The sequence below is a fragment of the Amycolatopsis stemonae genome (genome assembly GCF_054781455.1).
The window spans coordinates 384,795-401,018 of sequence record NZ_BAAGUJ010000007.1; the positions used below are offsets into that span (position 1 = coordinate 384,795).

At 73.9% G+C, this 16,224-nt stretch carries 5 protein-coding genes and 1 pseudogene; 1 reads left to right on the forward strand and 5 read right to left on the reverse strand.

Features of this window, described 5'->3' with window-relative positions:
* Positions 1 to 148: 148 nt before the first annotated feature.
* Both ACYVLJ_RS27120 and ACYVLJ_RS27125 read right to left on the reverse strand, forming a co-directional pair.
* Positions 149 to 1,207: a ketoacyl-ACP synthase III family protein gene (locus ACYVLJ_RS27120; RefSeq protein ID WP_451984124.1), complete on the reverse strand. Its 1,059-nt coding sequence runs from the start codon at positions 1,205 to 1,207 to the stop codon at positions 149 to 151.
* Entirely contained in the window at positions 1,204 to 2,427 is a 1,224-nt protein-coding gene (locus ACYVLJ_RS27125; protein WP_460440806.1) for a glycosyltransferase, read from the reverse strand. Before ACYVLJ_RS27125 ends, ACYVLJ_RS27120 begins: the two co-directional genes overlap by 4 nt.
* 272 nt (positions 2,428 to 2,699) lie before the next feature.
* Here ACYVLJ_RS27125 and ACYVLJ_RS27130 point away from each other — a divergent pair, with 272 nt between their 5' ends.
* Positions 2,700 to 3,884 carry a PLP-dependent aminotransferase family protein gene (locus ACYVLJ_RS27130; protein WP_460440807.1) on the forward strand — a complete coding sequence of 395 codons (1,185 nt, stop codon included), beginning with the start codon at positions 2,700 to 2,702 and terminating at the stop codon, positions 3,882 to 3,884.
* A 27-nt stretch (positions 3,885 to 3,911) separates the two neighbouring features.
* Here the strand turns inward: ACYVLJ_RS27130 and ACYVLJ_RS27135 are convergent, their stop codons facing one another.
* The 3 genes and pseudogenes from ACYVLJ_RS27135 to ACYVLJ_RS27145 form a co-directional block, all read right to left on the reverse strand.
* The gene (locus ACYVLJ_RS27135) at positions 3,912 to 5,168 is read right to left on the reverse strand and encodes an activator-dependent family glycosyltransferase (protein ID WP_451984130.1); all 1,257 of its coding nucleotides are present in this window, start codon (positions 5,166 to 5,168) and stop codon (positions 3,912 to 3,914) included.
* A gap of 11 nt (positions 5,169 to 5,179) precedes the next feature.
* Entirely contained in the window at positions 5,180 to 5,938 is a 759-nt protein-coding gene (locus ACYVLJ_RS27140; protein ID WP_460440808.1) for a thioesterase II family protein, read from the reverse strand.
* A pseudogene (locus ACYVLJ_RS27145) lies at positions 5,931 to 16,217 on the reverse strand (type I polyketide synthase); the annotation flags it as partial. The pseudogene ACYVLJ_RS27145 and the gene ACYVLJ_RS27140, both read right to left, overlap by 8 nt.
* Positions 16,218 to 16,224: the final 7 nt, after the last annotated feature.

Sequence of the window (16,224 nt, forward strand, 5' to 3'; positions counted from 1 at the left end):
TCCCGGGCCACCCGATTCGCGTTTTCCGGCTTTTGACGGCAGCCTCACAACCGGTTGGTAAGTTTCCGCCTACTCGGTCGAGCAGCTACTCTGCGCCGACCCGTACCCCACCCGGAGTAGTCGGTCAGGGGTTCGGTGGCCCGGCTTGTCAGCGGGAGCCGGGCAGCACCGGTCCGGCCCAGGCGGGGACATCGAGGATCTCCACCACGGCACCCGCGACGCTCACCCCCGGCGCGATGCCCACCATCAGGACGTGGTCGCCGGGGGCCAGCTGGCCGGTGCCCAGCATGTTCGCCAGCGACGCCACCTGGTCGCTGGCGCCGAGGTGACCCAGGCCGCGGCCGAAGTCCCAGTTCGACTTCTCCAGCGGGATGCCCAGCATCGCCAGCAGGCCCTCTTCGACGTACTTGCGCGAGCCGTGGTTGTAGGCGATGCGGCTGACGCCGTCGAGCCCGATCCCGGCCTCGGCCAGCACGCGGTCGATCAGCTCGGAGCGCGTCTTGAGCAGGTTGAGGCCGCTGTGCAGCATCGTGTCGCGGTTCTCGAAGCCGAAGAAGTCGATGCGCTCGGCGAAGTCCATGAACCGGCCGATCGTGGCGCCCGGCGGGAACATCGGCTCGTCGCCGCGGTGCATGCCCTCCAGCTCGGGCACGGTGATCGAGCTGGCCGACTTGAGCCGCGCGAACGACGGCGTGCTGCTCAGCACCACCGCGGTCGCGCCGTCGCCGATGACGAAGTCCGGGCGCAGGCAGCGCCAGCGGTTGACCAGCGGGGACGTCGAGTTGTCCGACGCGACCGTCATCGCGGTCCCGCCGCCCCGCGCCATCAGGTACGTCGAGGCCAGTTCCAGGGCGCCGAACATGCCGTTGCAGCCCTGGCGCAACTGCGCGGCGAGCAGGTCCCCGCCTACGAGGTGGCGCTGGACCCAGAACTGCGGGAACCAGCCGTCCGGGCCCGAGTGGTAGTTGTCGGCGTAGAGCAGCACGTCCAGCGACTCCGGGTCGACGCCCGCGCGGGCCACCGCCTGCTGCCCGGCCCAGAGCGCCATGTCCGGGGCCGGGGTCTCCCCCGCGCAGGCCGCGCCGGTCAGCCCGGTCGTCTCGGCGTCCTCGGCGGTCAGCCACCCCTGCTCGACCGCGAACCCGATGCCGGTCGTCTCCGGCACGTAGGTCCCGATCCCGCTGAGGTAGACGTCCTCGAGCTTCACTGCGCCTCCACTTTCGCTCCGAGCCACGCCTCGACGGCGTCGGCCGCACGGCGTTCGCCGCCGGCCTGCGCGACCTGCTCGCTCATCCACCGGACCCGCTCGGCCACGACGGGATCGGACGCGGTCTCCGTGACGGCGTCCAGCAGTTCCTCTTCGGTGACCCCGGTCCGGGACACGACGCGGCCCAGCCGCAGCTCTTCGATCCGCTCGGCGGTCACGACCTGGTCGGTCTGCGACGGTGTCACCACCATCGGGACGCCGTAGTGCAGCCCTTCCATCGCGCTGCCCATCCCGCCGTGGGTGACGAAGACCTTCGCGTGCGGCAGCAGCGCCGCGTGCGCGACGAACGGGTGCGCCTCGACGTTGTCCGGCAGCGGCCCCAGCTCGGCCGGGTCGACCCAGCGGCCGAGCGTCAGCACGACGTGCCACGGCTGCCCGGTGAAGGCGCGCACGCACTTGCGGAAGAAGCCGACCTGTTCCTTGCTGCGCGAAGTGCCCAGCGAGATCAGCACGACCGGCAGGCCGTCCGCGGGCCGCGTCCACTCACCCGGCGCGACCGTCCGGTCGAAGCAGGGTCCGATGAACGCGAAGCGGTCGTCGAAGGTTTCACCGCGGACCTGGAACGCCTTCGGCATGTACACGAGGTTGTAGCCGAATTCGCCGCCGAAGCCGTCGATGTCCACATCGGACAGGCCGTGTTCGGCGAGCAGGTTCTTGGCCTGTTCCACGAACGCCAGCAGGTCGGGGTCCGTGAGGTCCGGCGGCGCGCCGGGGGCCGCGGCGGCGTCTTGGGCGGCGTTCATCCGGAAGTGCTCGTTGGAGGCGAACTCCGGGCAGCTCTGCACCGTGGGCACGCCCCACTTGCGCGCCAGCAGCCGCGCCGTCTCGGACGCCGCGAGGTCGTGCACGACCAGGTCCGGCGGGTCGTCGGCGAACCGGCGCGCGGCCGCCGCGAGCGGGGCCAGGCCCTCCCCCATGAACGCCAGCATGGCGCGCAGCGCGTAACCGTCGGAAGCGGGGTCGCCCAGTCCGGTGGACCACGGGAACGTCGAGGTGTAGGGCAGCACTTCGGCGCCGGTCGCGGCGACCTTCCCGGCGAACTCGCCGACCACGGCGAAGGTGACCCGGTGGCCGCGGCGCACCAGCTCGGCGACGATCGGGAGGACCGGCGCGACGTGTGCGTAAGCGGGGAAGCTGAAGACCGCGATGTGCCTGCTCACGACGGCATCGTCCGGTACCGGCGAGGGCCGGGTGAACCGGCTACCACGCAAGTTCTGGCCATTTCCCCCAAAGCCGGGTTGGAACGTTTCGCCGCGGCGACGACTAGGGGCTTCCACAGATTTCTCCGGCGCGACCGGCCCGCGGCGCACGTGCTCCCTATCCTGCAGACGACCGCAACGAGGGGATCTCAACAGTCGTTGGAAAGCAACGAAAACGGCGTTGCCGAAGGAAATAGTTCCGGTCGACGTGCGACCTCTGGGGAAGGACCTTCATGAAGACCAGCGTTGACGACCTCGCCCTGTTCGGTGGCCCGATGGCCTTCGAGAAGACCCTGGTGGTGGGCAAGCCGAGCACCGGCGACCGGGCCAGGTTCTACGAGCGGCTCGAGGTGGCCCTCGACAGCGGCCGGCTCACCAGCGGCGGCCCGCTGGTCAAGGAGTTCGAGGCCCGGATCGCCGAGCACACCGGTGCCCGGCACTGCGTCGCGACCTGCAACGGCACGCTCGCCCTCGAGGTGATGGCCCAGGCGGCCGGGCTCAGCGGCGAGGTCATCATGCCGTCGATGACCTACGTCGCGACCGCGCACGCGATGCGCTACCTCGGTCTGACGCCGGTCTTCTGCGACCTGGACCCGGCCACCGGCTGCATCGACCCGGAGCAGGTCGAGTCGTTGATCACCGACCGCACGACCGGGCTGATCGGCGTGCACCTGTGGGGGCAGCCGGCGGCCGTCCAGGAGCTGGAGAAGATCGCCGAGCTGCACGACCTCACCCTCTTCTTCGACGCCGCGCACGGCATCGGCTGCACCTCGGGCACCCAGCCCCTCGGCGGCTTCGGCCAGGCCGAGATGTTCAGCTTCCACGCGGCCAAGGTCGTCACCACCTTCGAAGGCGGCGCCATCGTCACCAACGACGACGAGTTCGCCCAGCGCGCCCGCTACACCCACAACTTCGGCTGGGGCGAAGAGCACGTCACGGAGTTCGCCGGCACCAACGCCAAGATGAGCGAGGCGTCCGCGGCCATGGGCCTGACGTCGCTCGACGCGCTCCCGGCCACGGTCGCCGCCAACCGCGCCCACTACGAGCAGTACGCCGCGGAGCTGGCCGGGATCCCGGGCCTGGAGATGCACCGCTACGACGAAGAGAACCGCAACAGCTACCAGTACAACGTCGTCAAGGTCGACGAGGAGGAGTGCGGCCTCGCGCGCGACACGATCCTCGAGCTGCTGCGCGCGGACAACGTGCTGGCGCAGCGCTACTTCTCGCCGTGCGTGCACGAGTGCGAGCCGTACCGGACCGAGCGCCCGGTCTCGCTGCCGGCCACCGACGCCTTCTCCCGGCGGGTGCTGACGCTGCCGACGGGCCCGTCGGTGACCAGCGAGCAGGTGGGCGAGGTCGCGGCCCTGGTGAAGTTCGCCGTCGAGCACGCTCCGGAGATCCGCCGCCGCCTGGCCTGAACGCCGTCGTGGGCGAGAAACAGCGTGCTAACCCTGTTTCTCACCCACGACGAGCTTTTCCAGGTCCGCCACCAGCTCGTGCGGGGCCGGCAGGGCGGTGGCCAGCTCGCGCAGGCGTTCGGCGCCGGCCCGGAACCCCGGCTCGCCGACCAGCCGCGCCACCGCGGTCCGCAGCTCTTCGGCCGTGAAGCCGTCGTGGGTGAACAACAGTCCCGCACCCTCCTCGACCAGGCGCCGGGCGCGCAGGAGGTGGTCGGCGATCGGGGTGGTCACGGTCAGCTGGGGTACGCCCGCCACCAGGGCCGCGCCGTAGCTGCCGAAGCCGCCGTGGTGGACGATCGCCGCGCAGCTCGGGAGCACCGTGTGCAGGGCCACCGACTCGACGACCCGGACGTTCTCCGGGACCTCGTCCAATGCCTTCCGTTGCGCGGGCACGAGGGCCGCCACCACTTCGATGTCCAAAGAGGACAGTGCGGCCAGGATCTCCGGGATCGAGACGTAGTCGCCGCCGAACGCGTCCGTGTTGGACGAACCGAGCGTCAGGCACACCCGGGGCCGCGACGGCGGCTCGCGCAGCCAGTCCCAGACCACCGCCCGGCCGTTGTACGGTATGTGCCGCACCGGTAGCCGCCGGACGCCGGACCGCGCGCCCAGGGACTCCGGCAGCGGGTCGATCGTCGCCTGGCCCGTGACGAGCTCCTCGTCGAACTCGACGCCGTACGGCCGGGCCGTCAGCTCCAGCCAGTCGTACAACGGGTCTTCCTGCTCCTCGACGGGCTGCCGCGCCATCACGTCCAGGAACGTCCGCCGCATCGCGCACCAGACGTCGGCCCAGCACAGCTGCCGGACGTGCGCGGCGCCGCAGGCCTTCGCCGCGATCGCGCCGGCGTAGGTCAGCGCGTCCCAGACGACCAGGTCCGGCTGCCACGACACCGCGTGCGCGACCAGGTCGCCGACCATCTCGTCGTTGTAGATGGCGAACCCCGCCCACACCGTGAAGGTGTAGCGCTGGTGGAGGGCCTCCCAGGTGTGCGACGCCGGGTCGGTGTCGTTCCAGTTCGCGATCTCGGCTTCCTGGGCGTCGCGGTTCTGCTTCATCCCCTCGTGCATCGTGTTGTCCACGCCGACCGGGACGGCGGTCAGCCCGGTGCCGGTGATGACGTCGGTGAACGCGGGCGAGCTCGCCACGCGGACCTCGTGCCCGGCCGCGACCAGCGCCCAGGCCGTGGGGACCATGCAGTACAGGTGCGACTTCTCGTCCAGCGTCACGAACAACACGCGCACGGGGGTGCCTTTCAGTGCCGGGGGGAAAGCCGGCCCGCGAGCCGCGAGGAGATCAGCTGCAGGACCTCGGGCTGGTGGTCGGCGAGGAAGAAGTGCCCGCCGCGGTAGACCTGCAGCTCGAACTCGCCGTCGGTGAGCTCCTGCCAGGCCCGCGCCTCCTCGAGCGTGGTCTTCGGGTCAGCGTCCCCGGTGAGCACGGTGATCGGCGTGCTCAGCTTCGGACCGGGCTGCCGGACGTAGGTCTCGGCGGCCTTGTAGTCGTTGCGGATGGCCGGCAGCGCCATCCGCAGGATCTCCTCGTCGCCGAGGACGGCCGCGTTCGTGCCGCCGAGCTTGCGGACCTCGGCGATGACGCCGTCGTCGTCGAGCAGGTGCACGGACTCGTCGCGGCGGCAGGACGGCGCCCGCCGCCCGGAGGCGAACAGGTGCAGCGGCACCAGCCCGGCCCGCTCCAGCCGGGTGGCGACCTCGAACGACAGCGTCGCGCCCATGCTGTGGCCGAACAGCGCGAACGGCCGCCGGGCCCGGTCGGCCAGCACCTCGGCGAGCCGGTCCGCGAGCACCGGCAGGCTGTCGATCCCCGGTTCCAGCCGCCGGTCCTGCCGACCGGGGTACTGCACGGCGAAGACCTCGACCGACCGGCCGAGCCCCGCGGACACCGGGAAGTAGAAGCTGGCCGAGCCGCCCGCGTGCGGCAGGCAGAACAGCTGCACGGCGCCGCTCTCCGCCTCGTGGTAGCGGCGCAGCCACAGCTCCGGGTCGTCAGTCATGCGTGAGCTCCGTCCTCAGCGTGGTGCCGAGCCAGCCGCACACCGTCTCCGCGGTGGTGGCGGCGTGGTCCTCGACCATGGTGAAGTGGTTGCCGGGCACGTCGACGACGGTGTCGGCCGTGTCCCAGTGCGTCTGCCATTCCTCGGGGGCCAGCGACCCGTCGGCGACCGGCGGCTCGGACGAGCGGACCAGCAGCACGGGCGCGGAGAGCTTCGCGGGCGACCAGCCGCCCATCAGCCGGAAGTACCAGCTCATCGCGGACAGCCGGGCGACGTCCATCGGCGCGAACAGCTCCTCGCGGTCGAACATGCCGCCCAGCAGTTCGTCGCGGAACCGCTCCAGCGGCGAGTCCTCGCGCGGCAGGTAGCTGTCGAGCAGCACGACGGCCAGCGGCGGCGTGCCCTGCTCTTCGAGGAGTTCGGCGGCGGCGTGCGCGAGCATGCCGCCCGAGGACGACCCGAGCAGCACGAACGGCTCGCCGCCGGCGGCGTCCAGCACCGAGGCCGCCTGCACTTCGGCGACCGCGCGGACGGACGTCGGCAGCGCCTCGCCCTTGACGAACCCGGGCGTCGGCAGGGCGTACACGTCCCGCTCGCCGCGGAACGGCGAAGCGAACCGCGCGTACTGGTGCACCCCGGCCAGCGCGACGTACGAGCTGAAGCAGATCAGCTTCGGCGTGTGCTCCCCCGCCGCCAGCTTCACCGAACCCGGCCGCTCGGCCAGGTCGGCGGCCGAGTCGAAGGTGGGCCGCAGCAGGGCCGCGTTCTGCAGCAGCTCGAAGCCCTCCTTCATCTTGCCCAGTTCGCAAGCCGTCCGGAACAACGCACCCAGCGTCTCGCCGGAGTCCACAGTGGACTTCTGCGGCACCGCCTCGGTGACGGCCAGCTCCGCCCGCAGGTGCGCGGCGAGATCGACCGGTGCCGGGAAGTCGAAGACGAGCGTCGGCGGCAGCCGCAGGCCGGTGCTCGCGCCGAGGGCGTTGCGCAGCTCGACCGCGGTCAGCGAGTCGAACCCGGCGACGAGGAAGCCGACGTCCGGGCGCACGGCGTCGGGACCGGTGTGGCCCAGCACCGCCGCCGCGGTCGACCGGACGAGCTCCAGCAGCACCGATTCCTGCTCCGGCCCGGACTTCCCGGCCAGCGCCCGGCGCACGGCGTCCACACCGGACCCGGCTTCGGCGGCCGTCGAAGCCCGCCTGGCCGGTACCCGGACCAGTCCCTTGAGGACGGACGCAACCTGGTCGCCGACGCCGGTGAGGTCCAGCTTCGCCGGGACCAGCGCGGGCTCGGCGAGGGCGGTGGCGGCGTCGAACAGGGCCAGCCCCTGCTCGACCGGCAGCGCCCGGACGCCGCCGCGCGACATCCGCTTCCGGTCGGCGGAGTCCAGCGACGCGCTCATCCCGGTGTCCCACAGCCCCCAGGCCAGCGCCTGGGCGGGCAGGCCGCGGGCGGCCCGGTGGGCGGCGAGCGCGTCGAGGAAGGCGTTCGCCGCGGCGTAGTTGCCCTGCCCCGGCGCGCCGAAGGTGGCCGACACCGAGGAGAAGAGCACGAACGCCGAGAGGTTCCGGCCGGCGGTCAGCTCGTGCAGGTGCCAGGCGGCGTCGACCTTGGGCCGCAGCACGGTGTCGAGCCGGTCCGGGGTGAGCGAAGAGAGGACGCCGTCGTCGAGGACGCCCGCCGCGTGCACGACGGCGGCGAGGTCGGGGACGCCGGCCAGCAGCTCGGCGAGCGCGGCCCGGTCCGCGGTGTCGCACGCGGCGAGCCGGACGTCGGCGCCGAGGGCGGTCAGCTCGTCCCGCAGCCCGGTCGCCCCGGCCGCGGACCGGCTGGCCAGGACGAGCCGCCGCACGCCGTGCTCGGTGACCAGGTGCCGGGCCAGCAACCCGCCCAGGCCGCCGGTGCCGCCGGTGATCAGCACGGTGCCGTCGGGCCCGAACGGCCGCTTCCCCGTGGCGGACGCCGTCGTGGCACGGGTCAGCCGGGCGGCGAGCAGGGCACCTTCCCGGACGGCGAGCTGCGGCTCGTCGGTCCCGGCGGCGGCGAGCAGCGCGGCGGCGGACTCTTCGTGGTCGTCGACGTCGACCAGGACGACCCGGCCGGGGTTCTCCGACTGGGCCGAGCGGACCAGGCCCCAGACCGGCGCGCAGGCCAGGTCGGTGACCTCGTCGCCGGGTGCGGCGGCCACCGCGCCACGGGTCAGCACGACCAGGTGCGTCGCGGCGAACCGCTCGTCGGCGAGCCAGGCGTGCAGCAGGGCCAGCGCGTCGTGGGCGGCCGCCCGGGCGGCGTCCGGACCGGAACCCGCCGTGCACACGGCCAGTACCGCTTCGGGCACGGCCATGCCGAGGCCGACCGCGCCGCCGAGCGCGTCGAGGTCCACATAGGACTCCAGGGTGACGCCCGCCGCGTCGAGCACCGGCCCGACCTTGAGCTCGTCTTCCCCGACGACGGCCCACCGCCGGGGTCCGGCCTCGACCGGCCACGGCGTGACCGGCTGCCAGTCGAGCCGGAACAGCGAGTCGTGCGCCTTGCGGACGGGCCGCGCCGCCTCCGCGGTGAGGGGGCGCAGTACCAGCGCGTCGACCGACGCCACCGGGCGTCCGGCCGGGTCGGCGAGGCGCACCCGCACCGTGTCGTGGCCGTTCGGGGTCACCGTGACCCGGACCGCGGTGGCGCCGCTCGCGTGCAGCGTCACCCCGCTCCAGGAGAACGGCAGGTAGTTCCGGCCCGCCCATTCGGCGGCGGTGCCGAGCACGTGCAGCGACGCGTCCAGCAGCGCCGGGTGCAGGCCGAACCGGGCCGCGTCGGCGTGCTCCCCGGGGCGCAGCGCCACCTCGGCGTGCACTTCGTCGCCGAGCCGCCAGGCGGCACGCAGGCCCTGGAACGCCGGGCCGTAGCCGAACCCGGTCTCCGGGCCGCCGTCGTAGAGGCCGTCGAGGGCCAGGGGTTCGGCGCCGGCGGGCGGCCATTCCGGCACGTCTTCGGGGACCGCGGCACCGGCGGTCAGGCGGCCGCTGGCGTGCCGCGTCCAGAGTTCGTCCGCATCGAGTCGCGAGTGGACAGTCACCGGGTACGTGCCCCGCTCGTCCGGCGCACCGACGGCGACCTGCAGGTGGACGCCTTCGCGGGGCAGCGGCAGCGGGGTCTCGATGACCAGCTCCTCGATGCCGCCCGCGCCGACGTGCTCCCCCGCGCGCAGGACCAGCTCGACGAACCCCGTGCCGGGGAACAGCGTGCGGCCCGCCACGACGTGGTCGGCGAGCCAGGGGTGGGTGCGCGGCGAGATCCGGCCGGTGCACACGACGGCGCCGGTCCCGGCCACCGTCACCGACGCGCCCAGCAGCGGGTGGTCCGGGCGGTCGAGGCCCGCCATCGTGACGTCACCCGCGGCCGCCAGGGAGTACTCGGGCCAGAACCGCTCGTGCTGGAAAGCGTAGGTCGGCAGGGCTGCCGGGTCGCCGGTGCCGCCGAGGACCGCGCGCCAGTCCACTGTGGATCCACGCACGTGCAGGTTCGCGAGTGCGGTCAGCAGCTCTCGTGGCTCGTCGCGGTCCTTCCGCATCAGGGCGGTGACGAGCGCGTCGCCGTCGAGGCAGGTCGCGGCCATCGCGGTGAGCACGCCGTCCGGGCCCAGCTCGGCGAACCGGGTCACGCCCATCCCGGCGAGGGTGGTGACGGCGTCGGCGAACCGGACCGTGCCGCGGGCCTGGCGCAGCCAGTACTCCGGCGAGGTCAGGTCGGTCGCGAGCTCGCCGGTGAGCGTCGAGACGACCGGGATCGTCGGCGGGGCGAAGGTGACGCCGTGCAGGACGCGGCCGAACTCCGCGAGCATTCCGTCCATCCCCGGCGAGTGGAAGGCGTGCGAGACGCGCAGCCGCCGGGTCCTGCGGGCCGTCCAGTGCCGCTCGACTTCGAGGACGCCGTCCTCGGGACCGGAGACCACGACGGACGCGGGCCCGTTGACCGCGGCCAGCTCGACCCCGGCCGGCAGGGTCGGGAGGACCTCGGCCTCGGTGGCTTCGACGGCGAGCATGGCACCACCGGCGGGCAGGGCCTGCATCAACCGGCCCCGCGCGGCGACGACCGTGCAGGCGTCGGGCAGCGACCAGACGCCCGCGACGTGCGCGGCGGCCAGTTCGCCGATGGAGTGCCCGGCCAGCCGGTCGGGGCGGACGCCCCAGGTGTCCAGGAGCCGGGCCAGCGCCACTTCGACCGCGAACAGCGCGGGCTGGGTGTACTCGGTCCGGTCGAGCAGCCCGGGTTCGGTGTCGACGACCTCGAGGAGCGGCCGGCCGAGGTGACTGTCGAACTCCGCGCACACCTCGGCGAAGGCGTCGGCGAACACCGGGAACTCGCGGCGCAGCCCGGCGCCCATGGCGAGCCGCTGCGCGCCCTGGCCGGTGAACAGGAATGCGGTCGCGCCCTCGGCACGCAAGCCGGTGGTGACGCCGGGCGCGGGCTGATCGGCGGCCACGGCGGCGAGTCCGCGCACCAGTTCCTCGCGGTCCTCGCCGACCACGACCGCGCGGTGGGCGAACGCCGTGCGGGCGGCCAGCGCCGTGCCGATCTCGGCGGGCTCGCGGTCCGCGGCGTGGCTCAGCAGCCGTTCCGCCTGCGCCCGCAACGCTTCCGGCGTGTGCCCCGACACGGTCCAAGCCGTCAGCGCGCCGCCACTTTCACGGGAAAGCGGCGCTTCGGGGGCGGCCTCGATGATGACGTGGGCGTTGGTGCCGCTCACGCCGAACGACGAGACCCCGGCGCGGCGCACCCGGTCGTCCGGCCACGGCACGGGTTCGGACAGCAGCCGCACGGCCCCCTCGGACCAGTCCACATGGGACGAAGGAGTACCGGCGTGGAGCGTCCGGGGCAGCAGGCCGTTCCGGAGGGCCAGCACCATCTTCATGACCCCGGCGACGCCCGCCGCGGCCTGGGTGTGGCCCACGTTCGACTTGATCGAGCCCAGCCACAGGGGCCGCTCGCGGTCCTGGCCGTAGGTGGCGATCAGCGCCTGGGCCTCGATCGGGTCGCCCAGCGTCGTGCCGGTCCCGTGCGCCTCGACGGCGTCCACATCGGACGGTTCGAGGCCCGCGTTCGCCAGGGCCGCCCGGATCACCCGCTGCTGGGACGGGCCGTTCGGGGCGGTGAGGCCGTTCGACGCGCCGTCCTGGTTGACCGCGGAACCCCGCACGATCGCGAGCACCGGGTGCCCGAGGCGGCGCGCGTCGGACAGCCGTTCCAGGACGAGCATCCCGGAGCCTTCGCCCCAGCCGGTGCCGTCGGCGTCGTCGGAGAAGGCGCGGCAGCGGCCGTCGGGGGACAGCCCGCGCTGCCGGCTGAACTCGACGAACGAGCCAGGCGTCGAAAGCACCGTGACGCCGCCGGCGAGGACGAGCGAGCACTCCCCCGCGCGCAGGGACTGGATCGCCCAGTGCATCGCGACCAAAGAGGACGAACACGCGGTGTCCACGGTGACCGCCGGGCCCTCGAACCCGAGCGCGTAGGAGATCCGGCCCGAGAGCACGGAAGCGGCGTTGCCGGTGCCGAGATAGCCTTCCGCGCTCTTCGGCGACAGCGCGAGCAGCGCGGAGTAGTCCTGGCCGTTGGTCCCGGCGAACACGCCGACCGGCTCGCCGCGCAGCGTCTCCGGGTCGATCCCGGCGCGTTCCAACGCCTCCCAGGACGTCTCGAGCAGCAGCCGCTGCTGCGGGTCCATGGCGAGGGCCTCGCGGGGTGAGATCCCGAAGAAGGCGGGGTCGAACAGCGCGGCGTCGTCGAGGAAACCGCCTTCGCGGGCGTAGGACGTGCCTTCGCTGTCCGGGTCCGGGTCGTAGAGCGCGTCGAGGTCCCAGCCACGATCAGCCGGGAAGCCACCGATCGCGTCGCGGCCTTCGGCGAGCAGCGCCCACAGTTCGTCCGGGCTGTGGACGCCGCCGGGGAACCGGCAGGCCATCGAGACGATCGCGATCGGCTCGTCGTCGGTCCGGGCCGCGACGCGCACCGACGCCGGGCCCGCGTCGCCGGTCAGGTGCGCGGCCAGGGCCTTCGGTGTCGCGTAGTCGTAGATGAGCGTGGCGGGCAACCGCTGCCCGGTCGCCGCGGCCACCCGGTTGCGCAGTTCCACGGCGGTCAGCGAATCGAAGCCGAGGTCCTTGAACGCCCGGTCCGGGTCGACGGCGGCCGCGTTCGCGTAACCGAGGACCAGGGCCACGGCGGTGCGGACGACGTCGAGCGGGTCGGCCGGCCGCTCGGCGACCGGCGCGGCGGCGGGCCGCGGTGGGACGAGCCCGGCGAACACGGGCGGCAGGGCCGGGGCCGCGCGGAGCACGTCGAAGTCGAACCGGATCGGCAGCACCGCGGGCTCTCCCGCGCGGCAGGCCGCGTCGAACAGCCGCAGAGCCTCCGCAGTGGACAGCGGGATCATGCCCGTGGCGCCCATCCGGCGGCGATCGCGGTCGGCGAGGGCCCCGGTCATCCCGCTGGCCTGTTCCCACAGTCCCCAGCCGAGCGCGAGCGCCGGCCGGCCGTGGTCGCGGCGGTGGCGGGCGAGCGCGTCGAGCCAGACGTTGGCCGCGGCGTAGTTCGCCTGCCCGGCCGGGCCGAGCGTGCCGGAGATCGAGGAGAACACGACGAACGCGGTCAGGTCGGCCCCGGCGGTCAGCTCGTGCAGGTTCGTGACGGCGTCGACCTTCGGCCGCAGCACGACGTCCAGGCGCTCGGGGGTCAGCGCGGAGACGACACCGTCGTCGAGGACGCCGGCCGCGTGGACGACGCCGGTCAGCGGCCGGTCGGCGGGGATGCTCGCCAGCAGTGCGGCCAGCGCGTCGCGGTCGGCGGCGTCGCAGGCCGCGACGACCGGTTCCGCGCCGAGCTCGGCCAGCTCCGCGCACAGCTCGGCGGCACCGTCGGCGTCCGGGCCGCGACGGCCGGCCAGGAGCAGGTGGCGCACGCCGTGCCGGGCCACGAGGTGGCGGGCGACCTGCGCGCCGAGGGTCCCGGTGCCGCCGGTGACCAGCACGGTCCCGGCCGGGCCGAAGGTCGCCGAAGGGCCCGGCGCCGGAGCGGGTTTCGCCAGGCGCGCCGCGCGGATCTCGCCGTCACGCAGCAGGAACTGGGGTTCGCCGGTGGCGAGGGCGGCGGGCAGCAGCCGCGCCGCGGCCGGGTCGTCGACGTCGGCGAGCACGAACCGGCCGGGGTTCTCCGCCGCGGCCGAGCGCAGCAGCCCCCACACCGGGGCCTGCGCGAGGTCCGAAACGCCCTCGGCGACCGCGGCACCGCGGGTCAGCACCACCAGGGTGCGGCCGGCGAACCGCTCGTCGGCGAGCCAGAAGCGGACGAGCCGCAGCGCGCGGCGCGCCGCTTCGCCCGGGGTGTCGGCCTCGGAGCGGGAGACGAACGGGGCGACCAGGACGTCCGGCAGCGCGCCCGCTTCGGCGAGGGCGTCGAGGTCGGGGTGGCAGGCGAGCGCGCCCAGCTCGCCGAGCAGGGCCGAGGCGAACTCGCGGTGCCCGGAGCCGAGCACGGCCCAGGACGCCGGCCCGGGTTCCCCGGCCGGGACCGGCACCCAGTCGAGCTTGAGCAGCGCGTCCCGGGTCGCACCGCCCACCGGCTGGGGCAGCTCGGGCCAGTACGTCTCGCGCTGGAAGGCGTAGGTCGGCAGCTCGCACGCCCGCACGCCGGTGCCGGCGAACACCCCGCCCCAGTCGGCCCGGGCACCGTGGACGTACCCGCTCGCGACGGCGGTCAGTGCGGTCCGGACGTCGTCGCGGTCCTTGCGCAGCAGTGCGGAGACCACCGCGCCGGGCAGGCACTCCTCGGTCATCGCGGCGAGCACGCCGTGCGGGCCCAGCTCCAGGAACCGGCCGGTCCCGAGGTCGGCGAGCGCGGCGACGGCGGTGGCGAACCGGACCGGCTCCCGGACCTGGCGCACCCAGTGGCCCGGCGTGGCCAGTTCGTCGGTGCCGGGCTTCCCGGTCACCGTCGACACGATCGGCAGCCGCGGCCGGGCGTAGGTGATCCGCGCCGCGACCTGCGCGAACGCGTCGAGCATCGGGTCCATCAGCGGGGAGTGGAAGGCGTGGGACACGGTGAGCTGCCGGGTCCGGCGGCCGAGTGCGGCGAAGTGCCGCTCGATCTCCCGCGCGTCCTTTTCGTCGCCGGACACGACGACCGAGTCCGGGCCGTTGACCGCGGCCAGGGAGACGGCGTCGGAGAGCAGCGGCGTCACCTCGTCCTCGGTGGCCTGGATCGCGACCATCGCCCCGCCGCGCGGGAGGTCCTGCATCAACCGCCCGCGAGCGGCGACCAGCTCGGCGGCGTCGGCGAGGGAGAAGACGCCCGCGACGTGCGCGGCGGCCAGTTCGCCGATCGAGTGCCCGGCGAGGTGGTCGGGCGTCACGCCCCAGGACTCCAGCAGCCGGAACAGGGCGACCTCGACCGCGAACAACGCGGGCTGCGTGTACGCCGTCTCGTCGAGGTCCTCGCCGGACCGGATGACCGTCGCCAGTGGACGGTCGAGGTGCCGGTCGAACTCCGCGCAGATCTCGTCGAAAGCCTGGGCGTACGCCGGGAAACGCTCGTACAGCCCGAGGCCCATGCCGGCCCGCTGCGCGCCCTGGCCGGTGAACAGGAACGCGGTCAGCCCCTCGGTGACCACGCCGCGGACGAGGCCGGGCGCTTCGCCGCCGTTCGCGAGTGCGCGGACGCCGTCGGCCAGCTCGGCCGCGTCGCCGACCACGACGGCGCGGTGCTCGAACGCCGAGCGGGTCGTCGCGAGCGCCAGCCCGATCGCGGCCGGATCACCGTGAACCAGCCGCGCGGCCTGCGCGCGCAGAGCCGCCTCCGACCGTCCGGAAAGGACCCACGGCACGACGGCCGGCGAAGCCGGTTCCGGCGCGGCCTCTTCGGCGGGAGGTGCCGCCAGGAGCACGTGCGCGTTGGTGCCGCTGACCCCGAACGCCGAGACCCCCGCGTGGCGCACGCGCCCTTCGTCCGGCCACGGGACGGGCTCGGTCAGCACGCGGACGTCGCCGGCCGACCAGTCCACCTTGGCCGACGGCCGGTCGACGTGCAGGGTCTTGGGCAGGACGCCGTTGCGCAGCGCGAGGGCCATCTTGATCACCCCGGCCACCCCGGCGGCGGCCTGGGTGTGCCCGAGGTTGGACTTGACCGAGCCGAGCCACAGCGGCCGTCCGGCCGGCCGGTGCTCGCCGTAGGTGGCCAGGAGCGCCTGGGCTTCGATCGGGTCGCCGAGCGAGGTGCCGGTGCCGTGCGCCTCGACGGCGTCCACATCGGACGGAGAAAGTCCGGCGTCGGCGAGCGCGGCCCGGATGACCCGTTGCTGCGAAGGGCCGTTCGGGGCGGTGAGGCCGTTCGACGCGCCGTCGGAGTTGATCGCCGAGCCCGCGACGATCGCGAGCACCGGGTGCCCGTGGCGCCGGGCGTCGGCCAGCCGTTCCAGCAGCACGACACCGGCGCCTTCGCCCCAGCCGGTGCCGTCGGCGCCGTCGGCGAACGCCTTGCACCGGCCGTCCGCGGCCAGCCCCTGCTGGCGGCTGAAGCCGATGAACGCGCCGGGCGTCGTCATGACCGTGACGCCGCCGGCGAGCGCGAGGTCGCACTCCCCCTCGCGCAGGGCGTGCGCCGCCCAGTGCAGGGCGACCAGCGAGGACGAGCAGGCGGTGTCGACGGTGACGGCCGGGCCCTCCAGCCCGAGCGCGTAGGAGATCCGTCCGGAAAGGACACTCGCCGCGTTGCCCGTGCTTTCGTAGCCGTCGCCGACGCCGGGCGCGAGGCTGAGCAACCCGGGGTAGTCCTGGCCGTTGGTCCCGGCGAACACGCCGACCGGCTCGCCGCGCAGGGAAAGCGGGTCGATCCCGGCCCGTTCGAGGGCTTCCCACGACGTTTCCAGCAGCAGCCGCTGCTGCGGGTCCATCGCCAGGGCCTCACGCGGCGAGATGCCGAAGAAGGCCGCGTCGAACGCACCGGCGTCGCGGACGAACCCGCCCTGGCGGACGTAGCTCGTGCCCGGGTGTGCCGGGTCGGGGTGGTAGACGGCGTCGACGTCCCAGCCGCGGTCTTCGGGGAAGTCGGTCATCGTGTCGGTGCCCGTTTCGAGGACCCGCCACAGGTCTTCGGGCGTCTCGACGCCGCCCGGGAACCGGCAAGCCATCGCCACGATCGCGACCGGCTCGGGCGCGGCCGATTCGGCCACGCGCAGCCGTTCGCGGGTCTCGTGCAGGTCGGCGGTGACCTTGCGCAGGTAGCCGAGCAGCTTCTCTTCGTTCACT

Bases quoted from the DNA above. Each gene is read 5' to 3' on its own strand.
- ACYVLJ_RS27130 (WP_460440807.1), top strand. From the start codon at position 2,700: ATGAAGACCAGCGTTGACGACCTCGCCCTGTTCGGTGGCCCGATGGCC.
- ACYVLJ_RS27140 (WP_460440808.1), bottom strand. From the start codon at position 5,938: ATGACTGACGACCCGGAGCTGTGGCTGCGCCGCTACCACGAGGCGGAG.